The sequence below is a fragment of the Bradyrhizobium sp. BR2003 genome (assembly GCF_009720285.1).
Taxonomy (GTDB): domain Bacteria; phylum Pseudomonadota; class Alphaproteobacteria; order Rhizobiales; family Xanthobacteraceae; genus Bradyrhizobium; species Bradyrhizobium elkanii.
Window position 1 is genome coordinate 284,655 of the sequence record NZ_SMYJ01000035.1, and the last position, 17,141, is coordinate 301,795.

Genomic DNA, 17,141 nt, shown 5'->3' on the forward strand with positions numbered 1-17,141 from the left:
TGCAAGCTGGCCGACGCATCGTCACCGCCAGATCAAGCTGTCTCAGGGTCACCATTGATGGGGCGTTTCTTCCGGATCAAGTTGCGCCTTCGCCGCTTCGTCCGGCGCCATTCCTGGGTCGCGACGATCGTCCGTTCGTTCACGATCTTCTCCGTCGCATTCGGCAGCGCTTTCGGATTCATTTCGGGCGCGCTCTCGCAACAGAGCGGCTACGATCCCAATGCATTCGCGATCGGGGTCAGCTTCCTGTTCGCGCTCGCCTGCCTTTGGATCGTGACGCTCGGCATCCGCCTGCGGCTGATGCGCAAGCGGCTCCGCACCATCGCCATGCACAATGAAGCGATGGCCGACCGCAACTGGGAACTGCAGGAGGCCGAGCAGCGCGCCTCGACCCTGTTCGAGGCGCAGGACGATTTGATCGTGCTGCGCGACCTCGACGGGCTCATCACCTATGCCAACGACGCCTATTGCGAGCTGGCGCAGATTTCCCGCAGCGAATTGATCGGCAGCACCGCAACGCTGAAGGTGCTCGAACAAGGCGACACCGCGCTCGAATCCAACGGTACGCGGGTCTACGACCAGAAGATCGAGGGACCGCTCGGGCCGCGCTGGATCGCCTGGCGGGAAGGCCTCGTGCGCAATGATGCCGGCGCGCCGGCGGAGATGCAGAGCGTCGGCCGCGATGTCACCGACCGCACCGAGAGCGAGCACGCGCTCGCCGAAGCGCGCGATCAGGCCGACGCCGCCAACCGCGCCAAGTCGCGCTTCCTTGCGATGGCGAGCCACGAGATCCGCACCCCGCTGAACGGCATCATCGGCATGAGCGGATTGCTGATGGATACGCAGCTGACGCCGGAGCAGATGACCTACGTCAAGGCGGTCAAGACATCGGGCGACGCGCTGCTCGCGCTGATCGAGGAACTGCTCGACTATTCCAAGATCGAAGCCGGCAAGATCGATCTCGAGCACCGCGCGTTCGCGCTGTCCGGCCTGATCGAGGACATCACCGAGCTGCTGGCGCCGCGCGCGCAGACCAAGGGCATCGAGATCGCCGCCTATGTCGACGAGCGGCTGCCGACGCAGGTGACCGGCGACGCCGCGCGGCTGCGTCAGGTGCTGCTCAATCTCGCCGGCAACGCCATCAAGTTCACCGCGACCGGTGGCGTGGCGCTGATCGTCGAGCCCGGCATCTGGCCGAACGAGATCAGCTTCCTGGTCCGCGACACCGGGATCGGCATCGCGCCGGAAGCGCAGCAGCGTATCTTCCGGGAGTTCGAGCAGGCCGACGAACGGATCGCGCGCAGCTATGGCGGCACCGGCCTCGGCCTCTCGATCAGCGACCGCATCGTCAAGCGGATGGGCGGCCGCATCACGCTCGCAAGCACGCCTGGCGCAGGCTCGACCTTCGAGGTTTCGATCCCGCTCGTCGCCGCCGATACCGGCGAGGCCAGCGGCTTCGCCGCGCCCGACTTGACGGGACAGTCGATCATGCTGGTGGCGCCGCACAGCATCGAGGTCTCGCTGATCTCGCGGCGGTTGCAGCGCTGGGGCGCGCAGACCTGCATCGTGTCGGATGCCAATGTCGCCGAGGCGTTGCTGCCGGAGCGGAGCTGGCACGCGGTGCTGATCGACCACACGCTCGGCACCCCGGCGATGGAGGCGTTTGCCGAAGCCGCCCGCCTCCACGCGACCCATCGCATCGTGATGTTCACGCCGGCGACGCGGCAGGATCTTTCGGCCTCCGAGTCAGCCATGTTCACCGGTTACCTGGTGAAGCCATTGCGCGCGTCGTCGCTCGCCGCACGCCTGACCGCATCGCCGGAAATCGCTGCGCCGAGCCTCGCGATCGAGGCGGCCGCCGGGTCTGCGCCCGCTTCCGCGCTGCCGGACAAGGGCCTCTCGATCCTGGTCGCCGAGGACAATGAGATCAACGCGCTGTTGATGCGCTCGCTGCTCACCCGGCTCGGCCACAACGTGGTCATCACCACCAATGGCGAGCAGGCGATGGAGTCCTGGCTGTCGGCGACCTCAGCCGGCACGCCCTACGATCTCGTGCTGATGGACATCCAGATGCCGCGCCTCAACGGCATCGAGACCACCAAGCAGATCCGCGCCCATGAAGCGGCGCAATCCGTCCGCCGGACCCCGATCCTGGCACTGACGGCAAATACGCTGGTGGAAGACCGCTACGCCTGCTTCGAAGCCGGCATGGACGGTTTCCTGATCAAGCCGCTCGACCGCGAGAAGCTGGAAGAAGCGCTCGCGGGCCTCGCCGCCGCGCGGCATATCGCGGCGTAGTCGACCGATTCTCTATCGTCGTTCCTGCGCAAGCAGGGACCCATAGCCACGAATGCCAATTGGTGAACGACCGTCTTGCCGCGTACCTTTTGCAAGGGCCGCGGAGTATGGGTCCCAGCTTTTCGCCGGGACGACACCGTTGATGTGGTCAGCTCTAACGGGTCAAAACTTACAGCCGGCGCAGCGCGACCGACTGCACCACGTGATCGGCGCCCTTCTTCAGGATCAGCGTCGCGCGCGGGCGGGTCGGCAGGATGTTGTCCTCGAGATTGGCGAGGTTGGTGCGCTCCCAGATCGCGATCGCGGTCGCGGTCGCTTCCTCGTCCGAGAGCGGCGCATAGCGGTGGAAGTAGGACCGTGGATCGGTGAACGCGGTGTCGCGCAGCGCCAGGAAGCGCTTGATGTACCACTCCCGCAGCACGGCCTCGTCGGCGTCGATATAGACCGAGAAATCGAAGAAGTCGGAAACGAACGGCACCGCCTTGCCGTCGCGCGGCAGCCGCCCGGTCTGCAGCACGTTGACGCCCTCGACGATCAGGATGTCCGGCTGGTCGATCTCGACCCATTTGTTCGGCACGATGTCGTAGGTCAGATGAGAATAGACCGGCGCGCGCACGCGGCGCCGCCCCGCCTTGATGTCGCTGAGGAACGACAGCAGCGTCGGCAGGTCGTAGCTTTCCGGGAAGCCCTTCTTCTGCATGATGCCCTGCCGCTCGAGCACCGCGTTCGGAAACAGGAAACCGTCGGTCGTGATCAGATCGACCTTCGGCCGCGGCGACCAGCGCGCCAGCAGCGCCTGCAGCACGCGTGCCGTGGTCGACTTGCCGACCGCGACGGATCCGGCGACGCCGACGATGTAGGGCATCTTGCGGTCGCGGATGTTGAGGAACTGACGCTGCGAGTAATACAGCCGCTGGGTCGCATCGACATAGATCGAGAGCAGCCGCGACAGCGGCAGGTAAATGTCCTCGACCTCCTGCAAATCGAGGCGGTCGTGCATCGAACGCAGGCGGTCGAACTCGCCCGGCTCGAGCGTCATCGGCGTATCGTCACGCAGATGCGACCATTGCTGGCGCGTGAAGATGCGGTAGGGGTTGTACTGTTGATCTGGTGCCCGGATGTCCATGAGGCTGCCCCTCTCGATGCGCTCGATCATTTGCGCTAGTCGCGCTTGCGCGACGCCTTCTCTTCCAGTCCCGACATCGAGGTGCGCTTCTCGAGCGCGGCCTCGACATCCTCCAGCCTCACGCCGCGTGATTTCAACAGAACCAGCAGGTGAAACACGAGATCGGCACTTTCCGCGATGAGGTGATCGCGGTCATTCTCGACCGCGGCGATCACGGTCTCGACCGCTTCCTCGCCCAATTTCTTGGCGCAATGCTCCGCGCCCTTGTCGAGCAGCTTGCGGGTGTACGACGCCTCGCCGCCCGTCGCAGCGCGGGCGTCGATGGTGGCGGCCAGATCGTGGACCGTGAAACGCGACATCAACTCAACTCAAGCATGCACAGCGACACCCATGGGTGCCATCCCTTATGTGGGGACTTAGCATTTTTGTGACAAGGAGTCCTCAACCACTCCGTTTGAGCGTGGTCTTTTCGGAAAACCTGTTTCCACTTTTCCGGACCACGCTCACGCTAGGGATCGAGCCGCATCGGCAGGCCGGCGCGCACCATGTGATCCTTGGCCTGACGGATGGTAAATTCCCCGAAGTGGAAGATCGACGCGGCCAGCACGCCGGTGGCGTGACCCTCGCGGACGCCGTCGACCAGGTGATCAAGATTGCCGACACCACCGGACGCGATGACCGGTACGGGGACACTGTCCGCGATCGCCCTGGTCAGCGGCAGGTCAAAGCCTTGCCTGGTGCCGTCCCGGTCCATCGAGGTCAGCAGGATTTCGCCGGCGCCGAGCGCGACGACTTCCTGGGCATATTCGATGGCGTCGATCCCGGTGGCATTGCGCCCACCATGGGTGAAAATCTCCCAGCGGTCCGAGCCGCCGGCGCGCTTGACCCGCTTGGCGTCGATCGCGACCACGATGCATTGCTCGCCGTATTTCTCGGCCGCTTCCTTGACGAATTCGCGCCGGCTGACGGCCGCCGAATTGATCGAGACCTTGTCGGCGCCGGACCGCAGCAGGGTCTTGATGTCGTCGACGGTGCGGACGCCGCCGCCCACGGTCAGCGGCATGAAGCAGGCTTCCGCCGTCCGCCGCACCACGTCCAGCATGATGCCGCGGTTTTCATGGGTGGCTGTGATGTCGAGGAAGGTGAGCTCGTCGGCGCCGGCGGCGTCATAGGCGATCGCGGCCTCGACCGGGTCGCCGGCGTCGCGCAGATCGACAAAGTTGACGCCCTTGACCACGCGGCCGTCCTTGACGTCGAGGCAGGGGATCACGCGAACCTTGAACATGATCTCCTCCTACGCGCCGCGGATCAGCTGAAGGGCAGCGGCCGGATCGAGCCGTCCGTCATAGAGCGCACGGCCGACGATCGCGCCGGCGAGCTTTTTGGCACGCGGCTGCAGCAGCGCCTTGACGTCGTCGATCGAGGCGAAGCCGCCGGAGGCGATCACCGGAATCGAGATGCGGTCGGCAAGCGCAATGGTCGCGTCGAGGTTGAGGCCCTTGAGCAGGCCGTCGCGGGCGATGTCGGTGAAGATGATCGCGGCGACGCCGGCGTCCTCGAAGCGCTGTGCGATCTCGAGCGCGGTCACATGCGAGGTCTCGGCCCAGCCTTCGACCGCGACCTTGCCGTCGCGTGCATCGAGGCCCACGGCCACGCGACCTGGGAATGCCTTCGCCGCGCTCTTCACCAGCTCGGGATCGCGCACCGCGGCGGTGCCGATGATGACGCGCGTGACGCCCTTGTCGAGCCAGGCTTCGATGGTCTTGAGGTCGCGGATGCCGCCGCCGAGCTGCATCGGCATGGTGACGGCCTTCAGCATCGCCTCCACCGCATGGGCATTCATCGGCTTGCCGGCGAAGGCGCCGTCGAGATCGACGACGTGGAGATATTCGAAGCCCTGCGCGGCGAAGCTCGCCGCCTGCGCCGCCGGATCGAGATTGAACACGGTGGCGCGCGCCATGTCGCCCTGCTCCAGGCGCACGCACTGGCCGTTCTTCAGATCAATCGCTGGAAAGAGAATCACGGCTTCCACTTCAAAAAATTGGCGATCAAAGCGAGGCCGAAGCGCTGGCTCTTCTCGGGGTGAAACTGGGTGCCGATCGCGGTGTCCTTGCCGACGATCGCGGTCACTGGCCCGCCATAATCGGCGCGCGCGAGCACGTCCGCCTCATTGGCGGCGTTGAGGTGATAGGAGTGCACGAAATAGGCGTGACGACCCTTCGGTCCGAGCGGCAGCCGCTCCAGCACCGGGTGCTCGCGCACCAGGTCGAGCGTGTTCCAGCCCATATGGGGGACCTTCAGGCTCTCGTCGCGCGGCTCGATCTTCTCGACATCGCCGCCGATCCAGTTGAAGCCCTGGGTGATCACGTGCTCCTTGCCGCGCGTCGCCATCAGCTGCATGCCGACACAGATGCCGAAGAACGGCCGCGCCTTGACCCGCACCGCCTCGGTGAGCGCTTCCAGCATGCCGTCGACTGCATCGACGCCGCGGCGGCAATCGGCAAACGCGCCGACTCCGGGCAGCACGATCCGATCGGCGCGATACACCGCATCGGGATCGCGTGTCACCTTGATGGCTTGCGGATCCTCCATGCTGTGCGCGGCGCGCTCGAAGGCCTTGGCCGCCGAATGCAGATTGCCGGAGCCGTAATCGATGATTGCAACGGTCATCGCGATCCTCCTGGCTCTGGAAACAATCCGATAATGCCGCCCTGCGGCACCATTGGGGGTTTTGAGAATGATTGACCCGGAACGTCGCGGGTCGGAGGCGGACCGCCGCGATCGACCGAGCGCTGATCGTTGACGGCGCCGCGATGCCGCGCGGTCCAGCGCGCGAAGAAGCGGCGCTCGGCGGCCTCTGCATCGTCGCCCACGACGATGTCGATCTGGCGCCATCTGCGCCGCGACAGCGTCCAGCGTTGCAAGCTCGCCGCTTCGAGCCCGAGCAACACCATCAGCACCAGGTCGACGAAGAAGATCGCGCTGCGGCCGACGCCAAGCTTGGTCAGCGCGTAATCGATCACGAAAGTGAGAACGAGCCAGCCGATCAGCGCCAGCCAAAGCCGATGCCAGGCCAGCCAGATCACGCCCGCAACCGCGGCCCAGAAATGGAAGCCGTCGCGCACGAAGACGAACTTGTCGGTCGCCGCGAGATCGGCGCCGTTGGCCACGGGGGCATGCACTGTATAGACCGGCATCGAACGCTCCGCCGAGGATGGACCCTTGTTTAAAGCACGATCTTTCGGAAAACCGGCATCATGCTCTTCCGGATCATGCTCCAGAGATCAGCCGCCGAGCTGACCCTTGGTCGAGGGCACTTCGCCCTGGGCGCGCGGATCGATCGCAATTGCCGTCCGTAGCGCCCTCGCCAGACCCTTGAAACAGGATTCGGCGATATGATGGCTGTTCTCGCCATATAGGGTCTCGACGTGCAGAGTCACGCCGGCGTTCATCGCGAAGGCGTTAAACCACTCGCGCACCAGCTCGGTGTCGAACTCGCCGATCTTGTCGCGCGGGAATTCGGCCTTGAACACCAGCACGGGGCGGCCGGAAATGTCGATCACGACGCGCGACAGCGTCTCGTCCATCGGCATGTGGATCGAGGCGTAGCGGGTGATGCCGGCCATGTTGCCGAGCGCCTGCTTCACGGCCTGTCCGAGCGCGATCCCGACGTCTTCGGTGGTGTGGTGGTAATCGACATGGAGATCGCCATCCGCCTTCACCGTGATGTCGATGCGCGAATGCCGGGCCAGGAGGTCGAGCATATGATCGAAGAAGCCGATCCCGGTCGAAACCGTGGATACGCCTGCTCCGTCGAGGTTGACCGTCACCTCGATGTCGGTCTCCTTGGTCTTGCGCTTGATGGTTGCGGTGCGCATGAAAATTGAGCTTTCCCGTGCCGAAAACGCCGGTCTTTTAACAGGCTGATGTCACCTTCGCTACTGCGGGATGACCCCTAAACGCCCTAACTTCGGGCCATGGTGACCCAAATTCCTTGCCAAATCGCCCGATTGTAACCCCCTGCCCGACCGCCTAAATCTGCCCGGAAGAGAGGTAACCTATGCAAGCATCCCCAAATGAGCTGCCGGTCTGGCATGGCACCACGATCTGTACGGTCCGCAAGGGCGGCAAGGTGGTGATCGGCGGCGACGGGCAGGTCTCGATCGGACAGACCGTGATCAAGGCCAATGCCAGGAAGGTCCGCCGGATCGGCAAAGGCGACGTGATCGGCGGCTTTGCCGGCGCCACCGCCGACGCCTTCACCCTCTTCGAGCGGCTGGAAAGCAAGCTGGAGCAATATCCGGGGCAGCTGACCCGGGCAGCCGTCGAGCTCGCCAAGGACTGGCGCACCGACCGTTACCTGCGCCGGCTGGAGGCCATGATGATCGTGGCCGACAAGGACGTTTCCCTGGTGCTGACTGGCACCGGCGACGTGCTGGAGCCGGAATCCGGGGTCATGGCGATCGGTTCCGGCGGCAATTACGCCCTCGCCGCGGCCCGCGCGCTGGTCGATACCGACAAGGACGCCGAGACCATCGTCCGCCGTGCACTGGATATCGCCGCCGACATCTGCGTCTACACCAACCGGAACGTGACGATCGAGACGATCGGCGGCTGAGCATGGCCAGCCCCTATCATTTCCGCCCGATGACGCCGGCCGACCTGCCGCTGGTCAAGGAGTGGCTGGCGTTGCCGCATGTCCGGGAATGGTGGGGCGATCCGGCCGAGCAATATGCGCTGGTCAGCGGCGACCTCGATGAGCCGGCCATGGACCAGTTCATCGTCGCGGCCGATGGCGGCGACCTCGGCTATATCCAGTGCTACGACCTGACGGCGTGGAATTCCGGCTTCGGGGCCCAGCCGGAGGGTACGCGCGGGATCGACCTCTTCATCGGCGAGCCCAGCATGATGGCAGGTGGCCACGGCTCGGCGCTGATCCGCGCCTTTGTCGACGACCGGCTGGCGCAGGGCGCGCCACGTATCGTCACCGATCCCGATCCGGCCAATGCGCGTGCGATCCGCGCCTATGAGAAGGCGGGTTTTCGGAAGATCGGTATGGTCGATACGCCGGACGGGCCGGCGCTGCTGATGGCGCGCGACGCATGACGATCGCGCGAAAGCCCATCACCGGCATTTCAGCGTGGCATTGGCTGGCGATCGCGGCAGCGCTGCTCGTGCTGCAGGCGGCGCTGCTTTATGCGATGGGCCGTTTGCCGATCTGTGCCTGCGGCTATGTCAAGCTCTGGCATGGCTCGGTTCAGAGCTCGGAAAACTCGCAGCACATCGCCGATTGGTACACGCTGTCGCATGTGCTGCATGGCCTGCTGTTCTACGGTCTGACCTTCCTCGCGCTGCCGCGCCTCGCCTGGCCCGGGCGGCTGATTGTCGCGATTCTGATCGAAGGCAGCTGGGAGCTCGTCGAAAACTCCAACTGGATCATCGAGCGCTACCGCGCCGGCACAGTCTCGCTCGATTATTACGGCGACACCATCGTCAATTCGGTGTCGGACACGCTTGCGATGGTTATCGGTTTCCTGCTGGCGCGCAGGCTGCCGATCGCCGCGACCGTCGCGCTCGGCGTTTTGTTCGAGACCGTGTTGCTGCTTCACATTCGCGACAATCTGACACTGAACATCATCATGCTGATCCACCCGTTCGAGGCGATCCGGCAGTGGCAGGCCGGGCCGCCGATTCTTTAGGGGACCATGCCCCGGAGAACTGCCGCTTGCCGAGACCGCGATTCCAACCTAGCTAGAGCCAATGACTCACTTCTCTCCCCGTGAAATCGTTTCTGAACTCGACCGCTTCATCGTCGGCCAGACCGACGCCAAGCGCGCCGTCTCGATCGCGCTGCGCAACCGCTGGCGGCGGCTGCAGCTCGCCGGTTCCCTGCGCGAGGAGGTTCTGCCCAAGAACATCCTGATGATCGGGCCGACCGGCGTCGGCAAGACCGAGATCGCGCGGCGACTGGCCAAGCTCGCCGGCGCGCCGTTCCTCAAGGTCGAGGCCACCAAGTTCACCGAGGTCGGCTATGTCGGCCGCGACGTCGAGCAGATCGTCCGCGACCTCGTCGAGGTCGCGATCGCGCAGACCCGCGAGCGCAAGCGCAAGGACGTTCAGGCCCGCGCCCAGCTTGCCGCCGAGGAACGCGTGCTGGACGCGCTGGTCGGCCCGGGATCGAGCCCGGCGACGCGCGAGTCGTTCCGCAAGAAGCTGCGCGCCGGCGAGCTCAACGACAAGGAAATCGAGATCGAGACGCAGTCGGGCGGCAGCGGCATGCCGATGTTCGAAATCCCCGGCATGCCCGGCGCCCAGATGGGCGCGATCTCGCTCGGCGACATCTTCGGCAAGATGGGTGGGCGCAGCAAGACCCGCCGCCTGACGGTGGAGGGCTCGCACGAAATCCTCGTCAACGAGGAATCCGACAAGCTGCTCGACACCGATCAGCTGGTGCAGGAGGCGATCAACGCGGTCGAGAACAACGGCATCGTATTCCTCGACGAGATCGACAAGATCTGCGTGCGCGAGAACCGCGCCGGCGGCGACGTCTCCCGCGAGGGCGTGCAGCGCGACCTGCTGCCGCTGATCGAGGGCACCACGGTCTCGACCAAGCACGGCGCCGTCAAGACCGACCACATCCTGTTCATCGCCTCGGGTGCGTTCCATATCGCCAAGCCGTCGGACCTTTTGCCGGAGCTGCAGGGCCGCCTGCCGATCCGCGTCGAGCTGCAGGCGCTGACCCGCGACGACATGCGCCGGATCCTGACCGAGCCGGAGGCGTCGCTGATCAAGCAATATGTTGCGCTGATGAAGACCGAGGGCGTCACACTCGACATCACCGACAACGCCATCGACGCGCTGGCCGATGTCGCCGTGGCGGTGAATTCCACGGTCGAGAACATCGGCGCAAGGCGGCTGCAGACCGTGATGGAGCGGGTGCTGGACGAGATCTCCTTCACCGCGCCCGATCGCCACGGCGAGACCATCCAGGTCGACGCCGACTACGTCACCAAGCATGTCGGCGACCTCGCCAAGAACGCCGATCTGAGCCGGTTTATTTTGTAGGCGGTGTAGCTAAAATCGTCGTCCCTGCGAAAGCAGGGACCCATAACCTCCGGCGCCCATTGTTGAAGCAAGCTGCAGCACCAGTCTTGGTCAAACGCAGACCTGTGGTTATGGGTCCCGGCTCGCGCTTCGCTTGGCCGGGACGACAATGACTTTGAACTCGCGATGGTGGCAAAACCCCTGGCGCCTGATGCTGGTCGTCAATGCGGCCGTGCTGGTCGGCGTGTTCCTGCACAAGATCGCGCTGCCGCCCTTCGTTCCCTACATCCATTTGCTGGTCGACTATCATTACGGCTTCACCAAGCGCGCGCTGGTCGGGGCGATCGTGTCGCTGGTCACCGACAAGGTGCCCGTATGGCTGGTGTTCGCGCTGGCCGGCGCGATCTGGCTGGTGACGCTCGGACTGTTCATCAAACTGTTCCACCGCACATTCGGCTTCAACGACGCGCATGGGCCGTTGTTCGTCTTCATCGCGGGTTCGCCGTTCTTCCTGAAGAACTTCATGCACACGCTCGGCCATTTCGACATCTATGGCTGTGCGCTGACGATCGTGCTGCTGCTGATCCCGGCGCGTTTGGTGGTGTATGTGCTGATTGCCGCGCTGTTCTCGATCCTGCTGATCCTGGTCCATCACATCTTCGTCCTGATGTATGTGCCGACCATCGCGGCGATCGTGGTGCTGCGCTTCTACCTGGTGCGGGGCGTGACGCCACGCAGCGCCGTCTTCGGCCTCGCGGCGCTCGCGGGGGTCGGCATCCTGTTCCTGGTCGCGCAATTCGCCGGCACGGTCGACGTGCCCTATGACGAATTCATCCGTCATCTGCAGAGCCGGATGGCCGATCCGTCGCGCACCGACCTGCTTCAGTTCGGCTACATCTGGTACCAGCCGCTGTCCAAGGAGTTCGCCGACACCTGGGCGCGCATGCCCTCGAACATCCTGGGCGTTCCGGTGTTCGCGCTGCTGATCTGGCTGCACACGCCGCTATGGCGCTATTTCGCGCGACTGATTGGTGCGCTCGCGAGTGAACTGCATCGCCGGATCGTGATCGGCGCGCTCGTCATGATCAGCGCCGGCTATTTCGTGATGTTCGTGACCGTGTTCGACTATTCGCGCTGGATCTCGAACTGGGCGGTCTGCATGTTCCTGATGCTGCATGCCACCAGGATGCTGCCGGCGTCGAAGGACGTGCCGGTGATCCCGGCGGACGATAGCAAGACCACAATCGTCGGCTGGATCGTGACGCTGATCCCGCGCGTCGGGATCGTCAGGCCGTTCTAGCATTTTCGTTGAGCATGCTCAGCGCGCGCGCCGGACACGCACGTAAAGCGCGCCCTCGCCGCCATGGCCGATATGCGCTTCCTCAAAGCCGACCACCAGCGAGCGGAATTCCGGCAGGCTAAGCCATTCCGGCACCTGGCGGCGCAGCACGCCGCGTTCAGAATCGAGCCCGCCGACCTTGCCCTTGCCGGTGATGACGAGCACGAAAGTGAGCCCGTCGCTGTGCGCGCGCTGCAGGAAAGTGAACAGCACGCGATGCGCGCGCATCTGCGTCATGCCGTGCAGATCAAGCCGCGCATCGATCTCCTGCCGGCCGCGCGAGAGCTTTGCACGTTCGCGGCGGCCGATCGGCGCCAGCGGCGGCACGTGCGGGCGTTGCGCCGGCGCAGCCTTGACCGTTGTCGCCGGCTTGACAGGGATGGGTTTGGCAATCGCGTGATGGGTGGCCGGATCGGAGGCGACGGCGTGGGCCTTCGCGGCGACCGGCCGCTTGCGCAGTGGCTTGACCTGCTTTGCCACGCTTTCCCAGAGCGCACGCTCCTCTTCGCTCAACGCGCGCTTGCGCCGCGACGGAGCGGACAGATCGGGGATCGGCGCGGGACGTTTCATTGATCGCGGTGATGGCGATAGCGCCGGAAGCGCCGCTTCTCCGGTTGCGGAATATCTGGCCGGGCAACCGGCAACGGCACCGGTTCTGCCACAGGCGCGGCCTGCGCGACAGGGGTCGTTGCTTCGGGCGCTGCCGGCGCGGCATCCTTCGCGGCCGGGTTCTTGGCGGCACTATTGCCTGTGTCTTTTGCCGCGCTCTTGGCGATGCCGGCGGTCGGCATATCGGCGGCCTTCGCCGCCGGCTTGTCCTTCGGCGGCTCGGTCTGCGGAAACAGCTTTGCGATCTTGGCCGAGGGCCGCTCATCCGGAACGGGCAGCTTGTGGCCGCGCGCGACGGGATCGAGGCCCTTCGGCACCAGCATGATGAACTGCATGTTGTGCCGCAGCCGGCCCGAGACCTTCCCGGCATCCGCGCCGGCGCCGAAATAGAGATCGGCGCGCGCCGGGCCGACGATCGCCGAGCCAGTGTCCTGCGCGATCATCAGCCGGTGGAACGGCGTCTTCGACTGCTCGGATTCGATCGGCAGCTCGCCGGCGATGAAGAACGGCGTGCCGTAGACATGGAGTGCCTTGTCGACCGCGATCGAGCGGCCCGGCGTCAGCGGCACGCCCTGCGCGCCGACGGCCTCGTCCTTGTCGGACAGCGGGACCTCGCGGAAAAAGACGTAGGAGCGGTTCTGCCGCCGCAGGTCCTTGGCGCCGTCAGGGTTCTGCTCCATCCACTCCCTGATCTTCTGCATCGACATCTGATCCTTCGGGATGATGCCGCGGTCGATCAGGACGCGTCCGACCGGCGTATAGGGATAACCATTATGCGCGTCGTAATTGATGCGCAGCGTGCTGCCGTCCTCGAGCTTGATCCGCGCCGAGCCCTGGATCTGCGCGAACAGGAGATCGGTCTGGCTCTTCAGCCAGCAGATCTCGAGCCCGCGGCCGGCGATCGCGCCGTCCTCGATCTGGCCGCGGTCGTAATAGGGCACGAGCTTGCGCCGGCCGATCTTGCGATACACCGCGCCGCCATTGGGCAGGCCGACCGAATTCTGCGTCTTGCCGCGCACGAACAGGTTGGACGGACGGCGATAGACCGGCACGTTGTAGACGTCGGTCTGGGTCCGCGATCCATCGAGCACCGGCTCGTAGTAACCGGTGACGAAGCCGGCGTCCTCGCCGAGCCGCGAGATGCGCAGCGGCACAAAATTCTGCTCGAAGAAGTCCTTCGCCCTGACGCCGTCACTCAACGCGAGTCCCTTGGCGATCCGGCAGGGATCGCGCAGCGAGCTCCCGAGCGCTTTCGAATCCGCGGGCGCACCCTGCTGGGCCGCGATCGGCTTGCAGCTGGTGCGGAACGCCTTGTAGGCCGCCAGATGATCGTCGGCGCTCCAGCCGGCGACGCTGGACCAGGCAAGCGGCTCATACTGGCTGCCGCTGACCTGCAGCGGCATTTCCAGATTGGGATAGGGAATCGGGTGGCTACGCTCGTGTCGCGGCGGAGGGTGCCGGCTTGATCTGCAGCGCGCCGCGATCGCTGCGGTGGAGCACAGCACCGCGAGCGCGCAGCACGCGACCGCGAGCCGCCCGTAGCTGAGATGCTTAGTGAGCGCTTCCAGTGCCAACCAGCTTCCAATTCGGATCGCGGGAAGTCGAGTCGCGGGCGAATGTCCAGATATCGGTGATGTCGGCGACCTTGTCCGGGCTGCCGTCGACGATGGTGCCGGCCTTGTCGCGCGTGACCGAGATCATCTGCGACACGAAGCGGACGGTGAGCTGGGTCGAGCGGTCGCGCGTCTCCGCGCTGACGATCTCGGCCTTGTCGATCGAGACGAACCGCGTCTCGGTCTTCTGCTCGTGCTTCTCGCGATCCTTGATCGCGGCCTCGAAGCTTTCATAGACCTCGGTCGACAGCAGGTCGCGCAGCGCGCGGCGATCGCCATTGGCGAAGGCCAGTACGATCATTTCATAAGCCGAGCGGGCGCCTGAGAGGAAATGCCGCGGATCGAATGAGGAATCCTGGGCGGCCACCGCGTCGAGACCCTGCGCCAGCGCCGTGCCGGGCTCGGCGATGCCCTTCCAGCGTTCCGTGGGCTCGACCGGCTCGGCAGGCGCGGCCGAGGCCGGCTGGTCGATCACCGATCCCGGGATCGGAACGACGTTGTTATCCTGACCGCGCTGCACGACGTTGGGCGCGGCGCGATCATAAGGCGGCCGCTCGCTTCCCGTGCGCTGTCCGAGAACGCTGCGCAGGCGCAGGAAGATAAACACGGCCAGCGCCAGGAAGATGATGGTGTAGATATCCACGTCGAATTCGCTTTCTGGTCTCTGCCGGCAACGGGCCGGCCGTCAAAGCGTTCCCGGTCGGGAACAGCAGAGATTACATCACCGATAGAGTCCGCAGATGTAGGCACGAAACTATGCCCGGCCAATGGCGCTTTTTGGCACGGGCAAGTGTAGCGCGTTTTGACCCCCGGGGGAAACCGTTCCTTTCAGGAAATCGCGTATCTTCAATAATTTAGGAAGCTGTTAAGAGATCGGCAGGCTCGCGCGCGCTGCTCTTTGCCGGCAGAACTTGCCGCAGGCCCGCCGGAACGCGCCCGTTCGTCGTCCTTGTGGACCGAGCCGGGCCTATGATAGCCACTCGCCCGGCATCGGCATTCTCAACACCTTAACGCGTGCCGTCGGACATTCTGTCCATCGAGCGCTGCTCCAGGAGACATTTTCATGACCAATGGCAACGGCGCCCCCGTCGAACAACAGCCCGCTCCCCAGCTCAACGTATTGGCGCAATACACCAAGGACCTGTCGTTCGAGAACCCGAATGCGCCGGCCTCGCTCGGCCAGCAGCAACAGCAGCCGGCGATCAACATCCAGATCAACGTCTCCGCCAACAATCTGTCGGAGAACGAGTACGAGGTGATCCTCTCGATCGAGGGCAAGGCCGAGACCGGAGGCAAGGTGATGTTCAGCTTCGACCTCGCCTATGCCGGCGTCTTCCGGATCGTGAATGTGCCGAAGGAGAACCTGCACCCGCTGGTCATGATCGAGTGCCCGCGACTGCTGTTCCCGTTCGCACGCGAGATCGTCGCGACCTCGGTCCGCGACGGCGGCTTCCCGCCTTTGTTGCTCGATCCCGTCGATTTCCTCGGTCTCTACCGCCAGAACATGGAGCGGCAGGCGGCCGCCCAGGCTGCTCCCGGCGTCAAGCCGAGCTGATTTAAGTCAGAGAATACCGGAGCCTAATCCGTCATCCCGAGGAGGCCGCGACGCGGCCGTCTCGAAGGATCGACGGTCCGACTGTGGCGGCGCATCCTTCGAGGCTCGCTCCGCTCGCACCTCCCGCGCAAAGGCGAACCCCTTTGCGCGGGGATGACGGGGATAGAATGCAATAAAGGGCTCAAGCCGCCGGTGCTGCAGCAGGCGCTGGCGGCGGCAGGTAATCGTTCCAGATCGGCTTGTCGCCGAGCGTGGCAATGAAGGCCCGGTGGGCCTCCCGATCGGCGTCACTGACCAGCGCGAGCAGCGGGGTCTCGCGCTGCCGCCGCGGCGTATCACCACTATGGCCGCCCGCGCGCGCATCCGATGTTTCCGACGCCAGGATCAGCTGCGACTGCCGCGCTCCGATCAAGTCGATATAGACCTCGGCCAGCAGCTCGGCGTCGAGCAAGGCGCCGTGCTTGGTGCGGCGGGAATTGTCGATCTGATAACGCGAGCAGAGATCGTCGAGCCGGTTCGACACGCCGGGATGCTTGCGCCGTGCCAGCAGCAGCGTATCGACCAGCCGGTCTTTCGGGATCGCCTGCCGCTTGATGCGGTCGAGCTCGGCGTTGATGAAGCTGATGTCGAACGACGCGTTGTGGATCACCAGCGGCGTATCGCCGATGAAGGCCAGGAACTCGTCGACTACCTCGTTGAACAGCGGCTTGGAGGCCAGGAACTCGGTCGACAGCCCGTGCACGGCGAACGCTTCCGCCGGCATGTCGCGCTCGGGATTGATGTAGACGTGGTAGGTCTGTCCGGTCGGCATGCGGTTGTAAATCTCGACGCAGCCGATTTCCACCAGCCGGTCGCCGCGCAGCGGATCGAGTCCAGTGGTTTCGGTATCGAGAACGATTTCGCGCATGACGTGAAGGAATCCGAAAAGGCGGGCGAATCAGGCGCGCCGCTTCGGCATCTTAACAACCTCGGCCAGAATGTCGCGGATACGCGCCCGCACCGGATCGAGTCCGTGCGAGGTATCCACTATGAAATCCGCGCGCTTGCGCTTCTCGGCGTCCGGCATCTGCTTGGCGATGATGGCGTCGAGCTTGGTCGCATCCATCGTGCCGCGGGCCAGCACCCGCTCGCGCTGCAGTTCCGGCGAGGTGGTGACGACAATGACGGCATCGACACGCTTCTCGCCGCCGGTCTCGAACAACAGCGGCACGTCGACAACCACGATCGGGCTACCTGCGGCTTCCGCATCGGCGAAGAATTTCTGGCGCGATGCACCGAGCATCGGATGCACGATCTGCTCGAGCTGCTTCATCGCAGCAGGATCGTGCACCACGCGCGCCGACAGTTTCGCGCGGTCGACCTTGCCGCCGGCGGTGGTGCCGGGAAAGGCAGCCTCGATCGCCGGCGCGGCTTCGCCTTCGTAGAGTTGATGCACGGCCGCATCGGCGTCATAGACCGGCACGCCGGCCTCCATGAACAATTTAGCCGTGGTGGATTTCCCCATCCCGATCGAACCGGTCAGTCCAACTATCAACATCGGTTCAGCATCTCTCCCGT

General features: G+C 64.8%; 19 protein-coding genes. 7 read left to right on the top strand and 12 right to left on the bottom strand.

Annotation, left to right across the window (positions count from 1 at the left end):
• Window positions 1-57: 57 nt before the first annotated feature.
• Window positions 58-2,298 carry a PAS domain-containing hybrid sensor histidine kinase/response regulator gene (locus E2I15_RS30340; protein WP_137478320.1) on the top strand — a complete coding sequence of 747 codons (2,241 nt, stop codon included), beginning with the start codon at window positions 58-60 and terminating at the stop codon, window positions 2,296-2,298.
• Window positions 2,299-2,467: 169 nt separating this feature from the next.
• On the opposite strand, the gene coaA is transcribed toward E2I15_RS30340, so the two are convergent.
• From coaA to hisB, 7 genes are all read right to left on the bottom strand, one after another.
• The gene (gene coaA, locus E2I15_RS30345) at window positions 2,468-3,424 is read right to left on the bottom strand and encodes a type I pantothenate kinase (protein WP_026192056.1); all 957 of its coding nucleotides are present in this window, start codon (window positions 3,422-3,424) and stop codon (window positions 2,468-2,470) included.
• Between the two features lie 35 nt (window positions 3,425-3,459).
• Complete coding sequence (locus tag E2I15_RS30350; protein WP_028335793.1) at window positions 3,460-3,783, bottom strand: phosphoribosyl-ATP diphosphatase; 324 nt, start codon at window positions 3,781-3,783, stop codon at window positions 3,460-3,462.
• Window positions 3,784-3,932: 149 nt separating this feature from the next.
• A complete protein-coding gene (hisF, locus tag E2I15_RS30355) occupies window positions 3,933-4,709 on the bottom strand; it encodes an imidazole glycerol phosphate synthase subunit HisF (protein ID WP_028335794.1) in 777 nt (258 codons plus the stop codon).
• A 9-nt stretch (window positions 4,710-4,718) separates the two neighbouring features.
• A complete protein-coding gene (hisA, locus tag E2I15_RS30360) occupies window positions 4,719-5,447 on the bottom strand; it encodes a 1-(5-phosphoribosyl)-5-[(5-phosphoribosylamino)methylideneamino]imidazole-4-carboxamide isomerase (protein WP_137478319.1) in 729 nt (242 codons plus the stop codon).
• Entirely contained in the window at window positions 5,444-6,094 is a 651-nt protein-coding gene (hisH, locus tag E2I15_RS30365; RefSeq protein ID WP_137478318.1) for an imidazole glycerol phosphate synthase subunit HisH, read from the bottom strand. The genes hisA and hisH overlap by 4 nt, the downstream gene beginning before the upstream one ends.
• Window positions 6,091-6,621, bottom strand: a complete 531-nt coding sequence (locus tag E2I15_RS30370; RefSeq protein WP_137478317.1) for a DUF2628 domain-containing protein — start codon at window positions 6,619-6,621, stop codon at window positions 6,091-6,093. The genes hisH and E2I15_RS30370 overlap by 4 nt, the downstream gene beginning before the upstream one ends.
• An 87-nt stretch (window positions 6,622-6,708) precedes the next feature.
• Window positions 6,709-7,302: an imidazoleglycerol-phosphate dehydratase HisB gene (gene hisB, locus E2I15_RS30375; RefSeq protein ID WP_016841476.1), complete on the bottom strand. Its 594-nt coding sequence runs from the start codon at window positions 7,300-7,302 to the stop codon at window positions 6,709-6,711.
• Window positions 7,303-7,484: 182 nt separating this feature from the next.
• On the opposite strand from hisB, the gene hslV reads away from it, so the two are divergent.
• From hslV to E2I15_RS30400, 5 genes are all read left to right on the top strand, one after another.
• Window positions 7,485-8,042, top strand: a complete 558-nt coding sequence (hslV, locus tag E2I15_RS30380; RefSeq protein WP_028335798.1) for an ATP-dependent protease subunit HslV — start codon at window positions 7,485-7,487, stop codon at window positions 8,040-8,042.
• Window positions 8,043-8,044: 2 nt separating this feature from the next.
• Window positions 8,045-8,530, top strand: a complete 486-nt coding sequence (locus tag E2I15_RS30385) for a GNAT family N-acetyltransferase (protein WP_137478316.1) — start codon at window positions 8,045-8,047, stop codon at window positions 8,528-8,530.
• The gene (locus E2I15_RS30390; protein WP_137478315.1) at window positions 8,527-9,123 is read left to right on the top strand and encodes a DUF2585 domain-containing protein; all 597 of its coding nucleotides are present in this window, start codon (window positions 8,527-8,529) and stop codon (window positions 9,121-9,123) included. The genes E2I15_RS30385 and E2I15_RS30390 overlap by 4 nt, the downstream gene beginning before the upstream one ends.
• A 61-nt stretch (window positions 9,124-9,184) precedes the next feature.
• The gene (gene hslU / locus E2I15_RS30395) at window positions 9,185-10,489 is read left to right on the top strand and encodes an ATP-dependent protease ATPase subunit HslU (RefSeq protein ID WP_016841472.1); all 1,305 of its coding nucleotides are present in this window, start codon (window positions 9,185-9,187) and stop codon (window positions 10,487-10,489) included.
• Window positions 10,490-10,637: 148 nt separating this feature from the next.
• Window positions 10,638-11,768: a hypothetical protein gene (locus tag E2I15_RS30400; RefSeq protein ID WP_422109828.1), complete on the top strand. Its 1,131-nt coding sequence runs from the start codon at window positions 10,638-10,640 to the stop codon at window positions 11,766-11,768.
• A gap of 18 nt (window positions 11,769-11,786) precedes the next feature.
• On the opposite strand, the gene E2I15_RS30405 is transcribed toward E2I15_RS30400, so the two are convergent.
• From E2I15_RS30405 to E2I15_RS30415, 3 genes are read right to left on the bottom strand one after another with little or no spacing between them, the layout of a single operon-like run.
• Window positions 11,787-12,377: a Smr/MutS family protein gene (locus E2I15_RS30405; protein ID WP_137478314.1), complete on the bottom strand. Its 591-nt coding sequence runs from the start codon at window positions 12,375-12,377 to the stop codon at window positions 11,787-11,789.
• Window positions 12,374-13,990, bottom strand: a complete 1,617-nt coding sequence (gene mltA, locus E2I15_RS30410) for a murein transglycosylase A (RefSeq protein ID WP_246729454.1) — start codon at window positions 13,988-13,990, stop codon at window positions 12,374-12,376. The genes E2I15_RS30405 and mltA overlap by 4 nt, the downstream gene beginning before the upstream one ends.
• Entirely contained in the window at window positions 13,968-14,672 is a 705-nt protein-coding gene (locus E2I15_RS30415) for a Tim44/TimA family putative adaptor protein (RefSeq protein ID WP_018269325.1), read from the bottom strand. The genes mltA and E2I15_RS30415 overlap by 23 nt, the downstream gene beginning before the upstream one ends.
• A gap of 420 nt (window positions 14,673-15,092) precedes the next feature.
• On the opposite strand from E2I15_RS30415, the gene secB reads away from it, so the two are divergent.
• Complete coding sequence (gene secB / locus E2I15_RS30420) at window positions 15,093-15,584, top strand: protein-export chaperone SecB (protein ID WP_137478313.1); 492 nt, start codon at window positions 15,093-15,095, stop codon at window positions 15,582-15,584.
• Window positions 15,585-15,765: 181 nt separating this feature from the next.
• On the opposite strand, the gene dnaQ is transcribed toward secB, so the two are convergent.
• On the bottom strand, window positions 15,766-16,491 hold the full coding sequence (gene dnaQ / locus E2I15_RS30425; RefSeq protein WP_137478312.1) for a DNA polymerase III subunit epsilon: 726 nt from the start codon (window positions 16,489-16,491) through the stop codon (window positions 15,766-15,768).
• Between the two features lie 30 nt (window positions 16,492-16,521).
• Complete coding sequence (gene coaE, locus E2I15_RS30430; RefSeq protein ID WP_137478311.1) at window positions 16,522-17,121, bottom strand: dephospho-CoA kinase; 600 nt, start codon at window positions 17,119-17,121, stop codon at window positions 16,522-16,524.
• Between the last annotated feature and the right edge of the window lie 20 nt (window positions 17,122-17,141).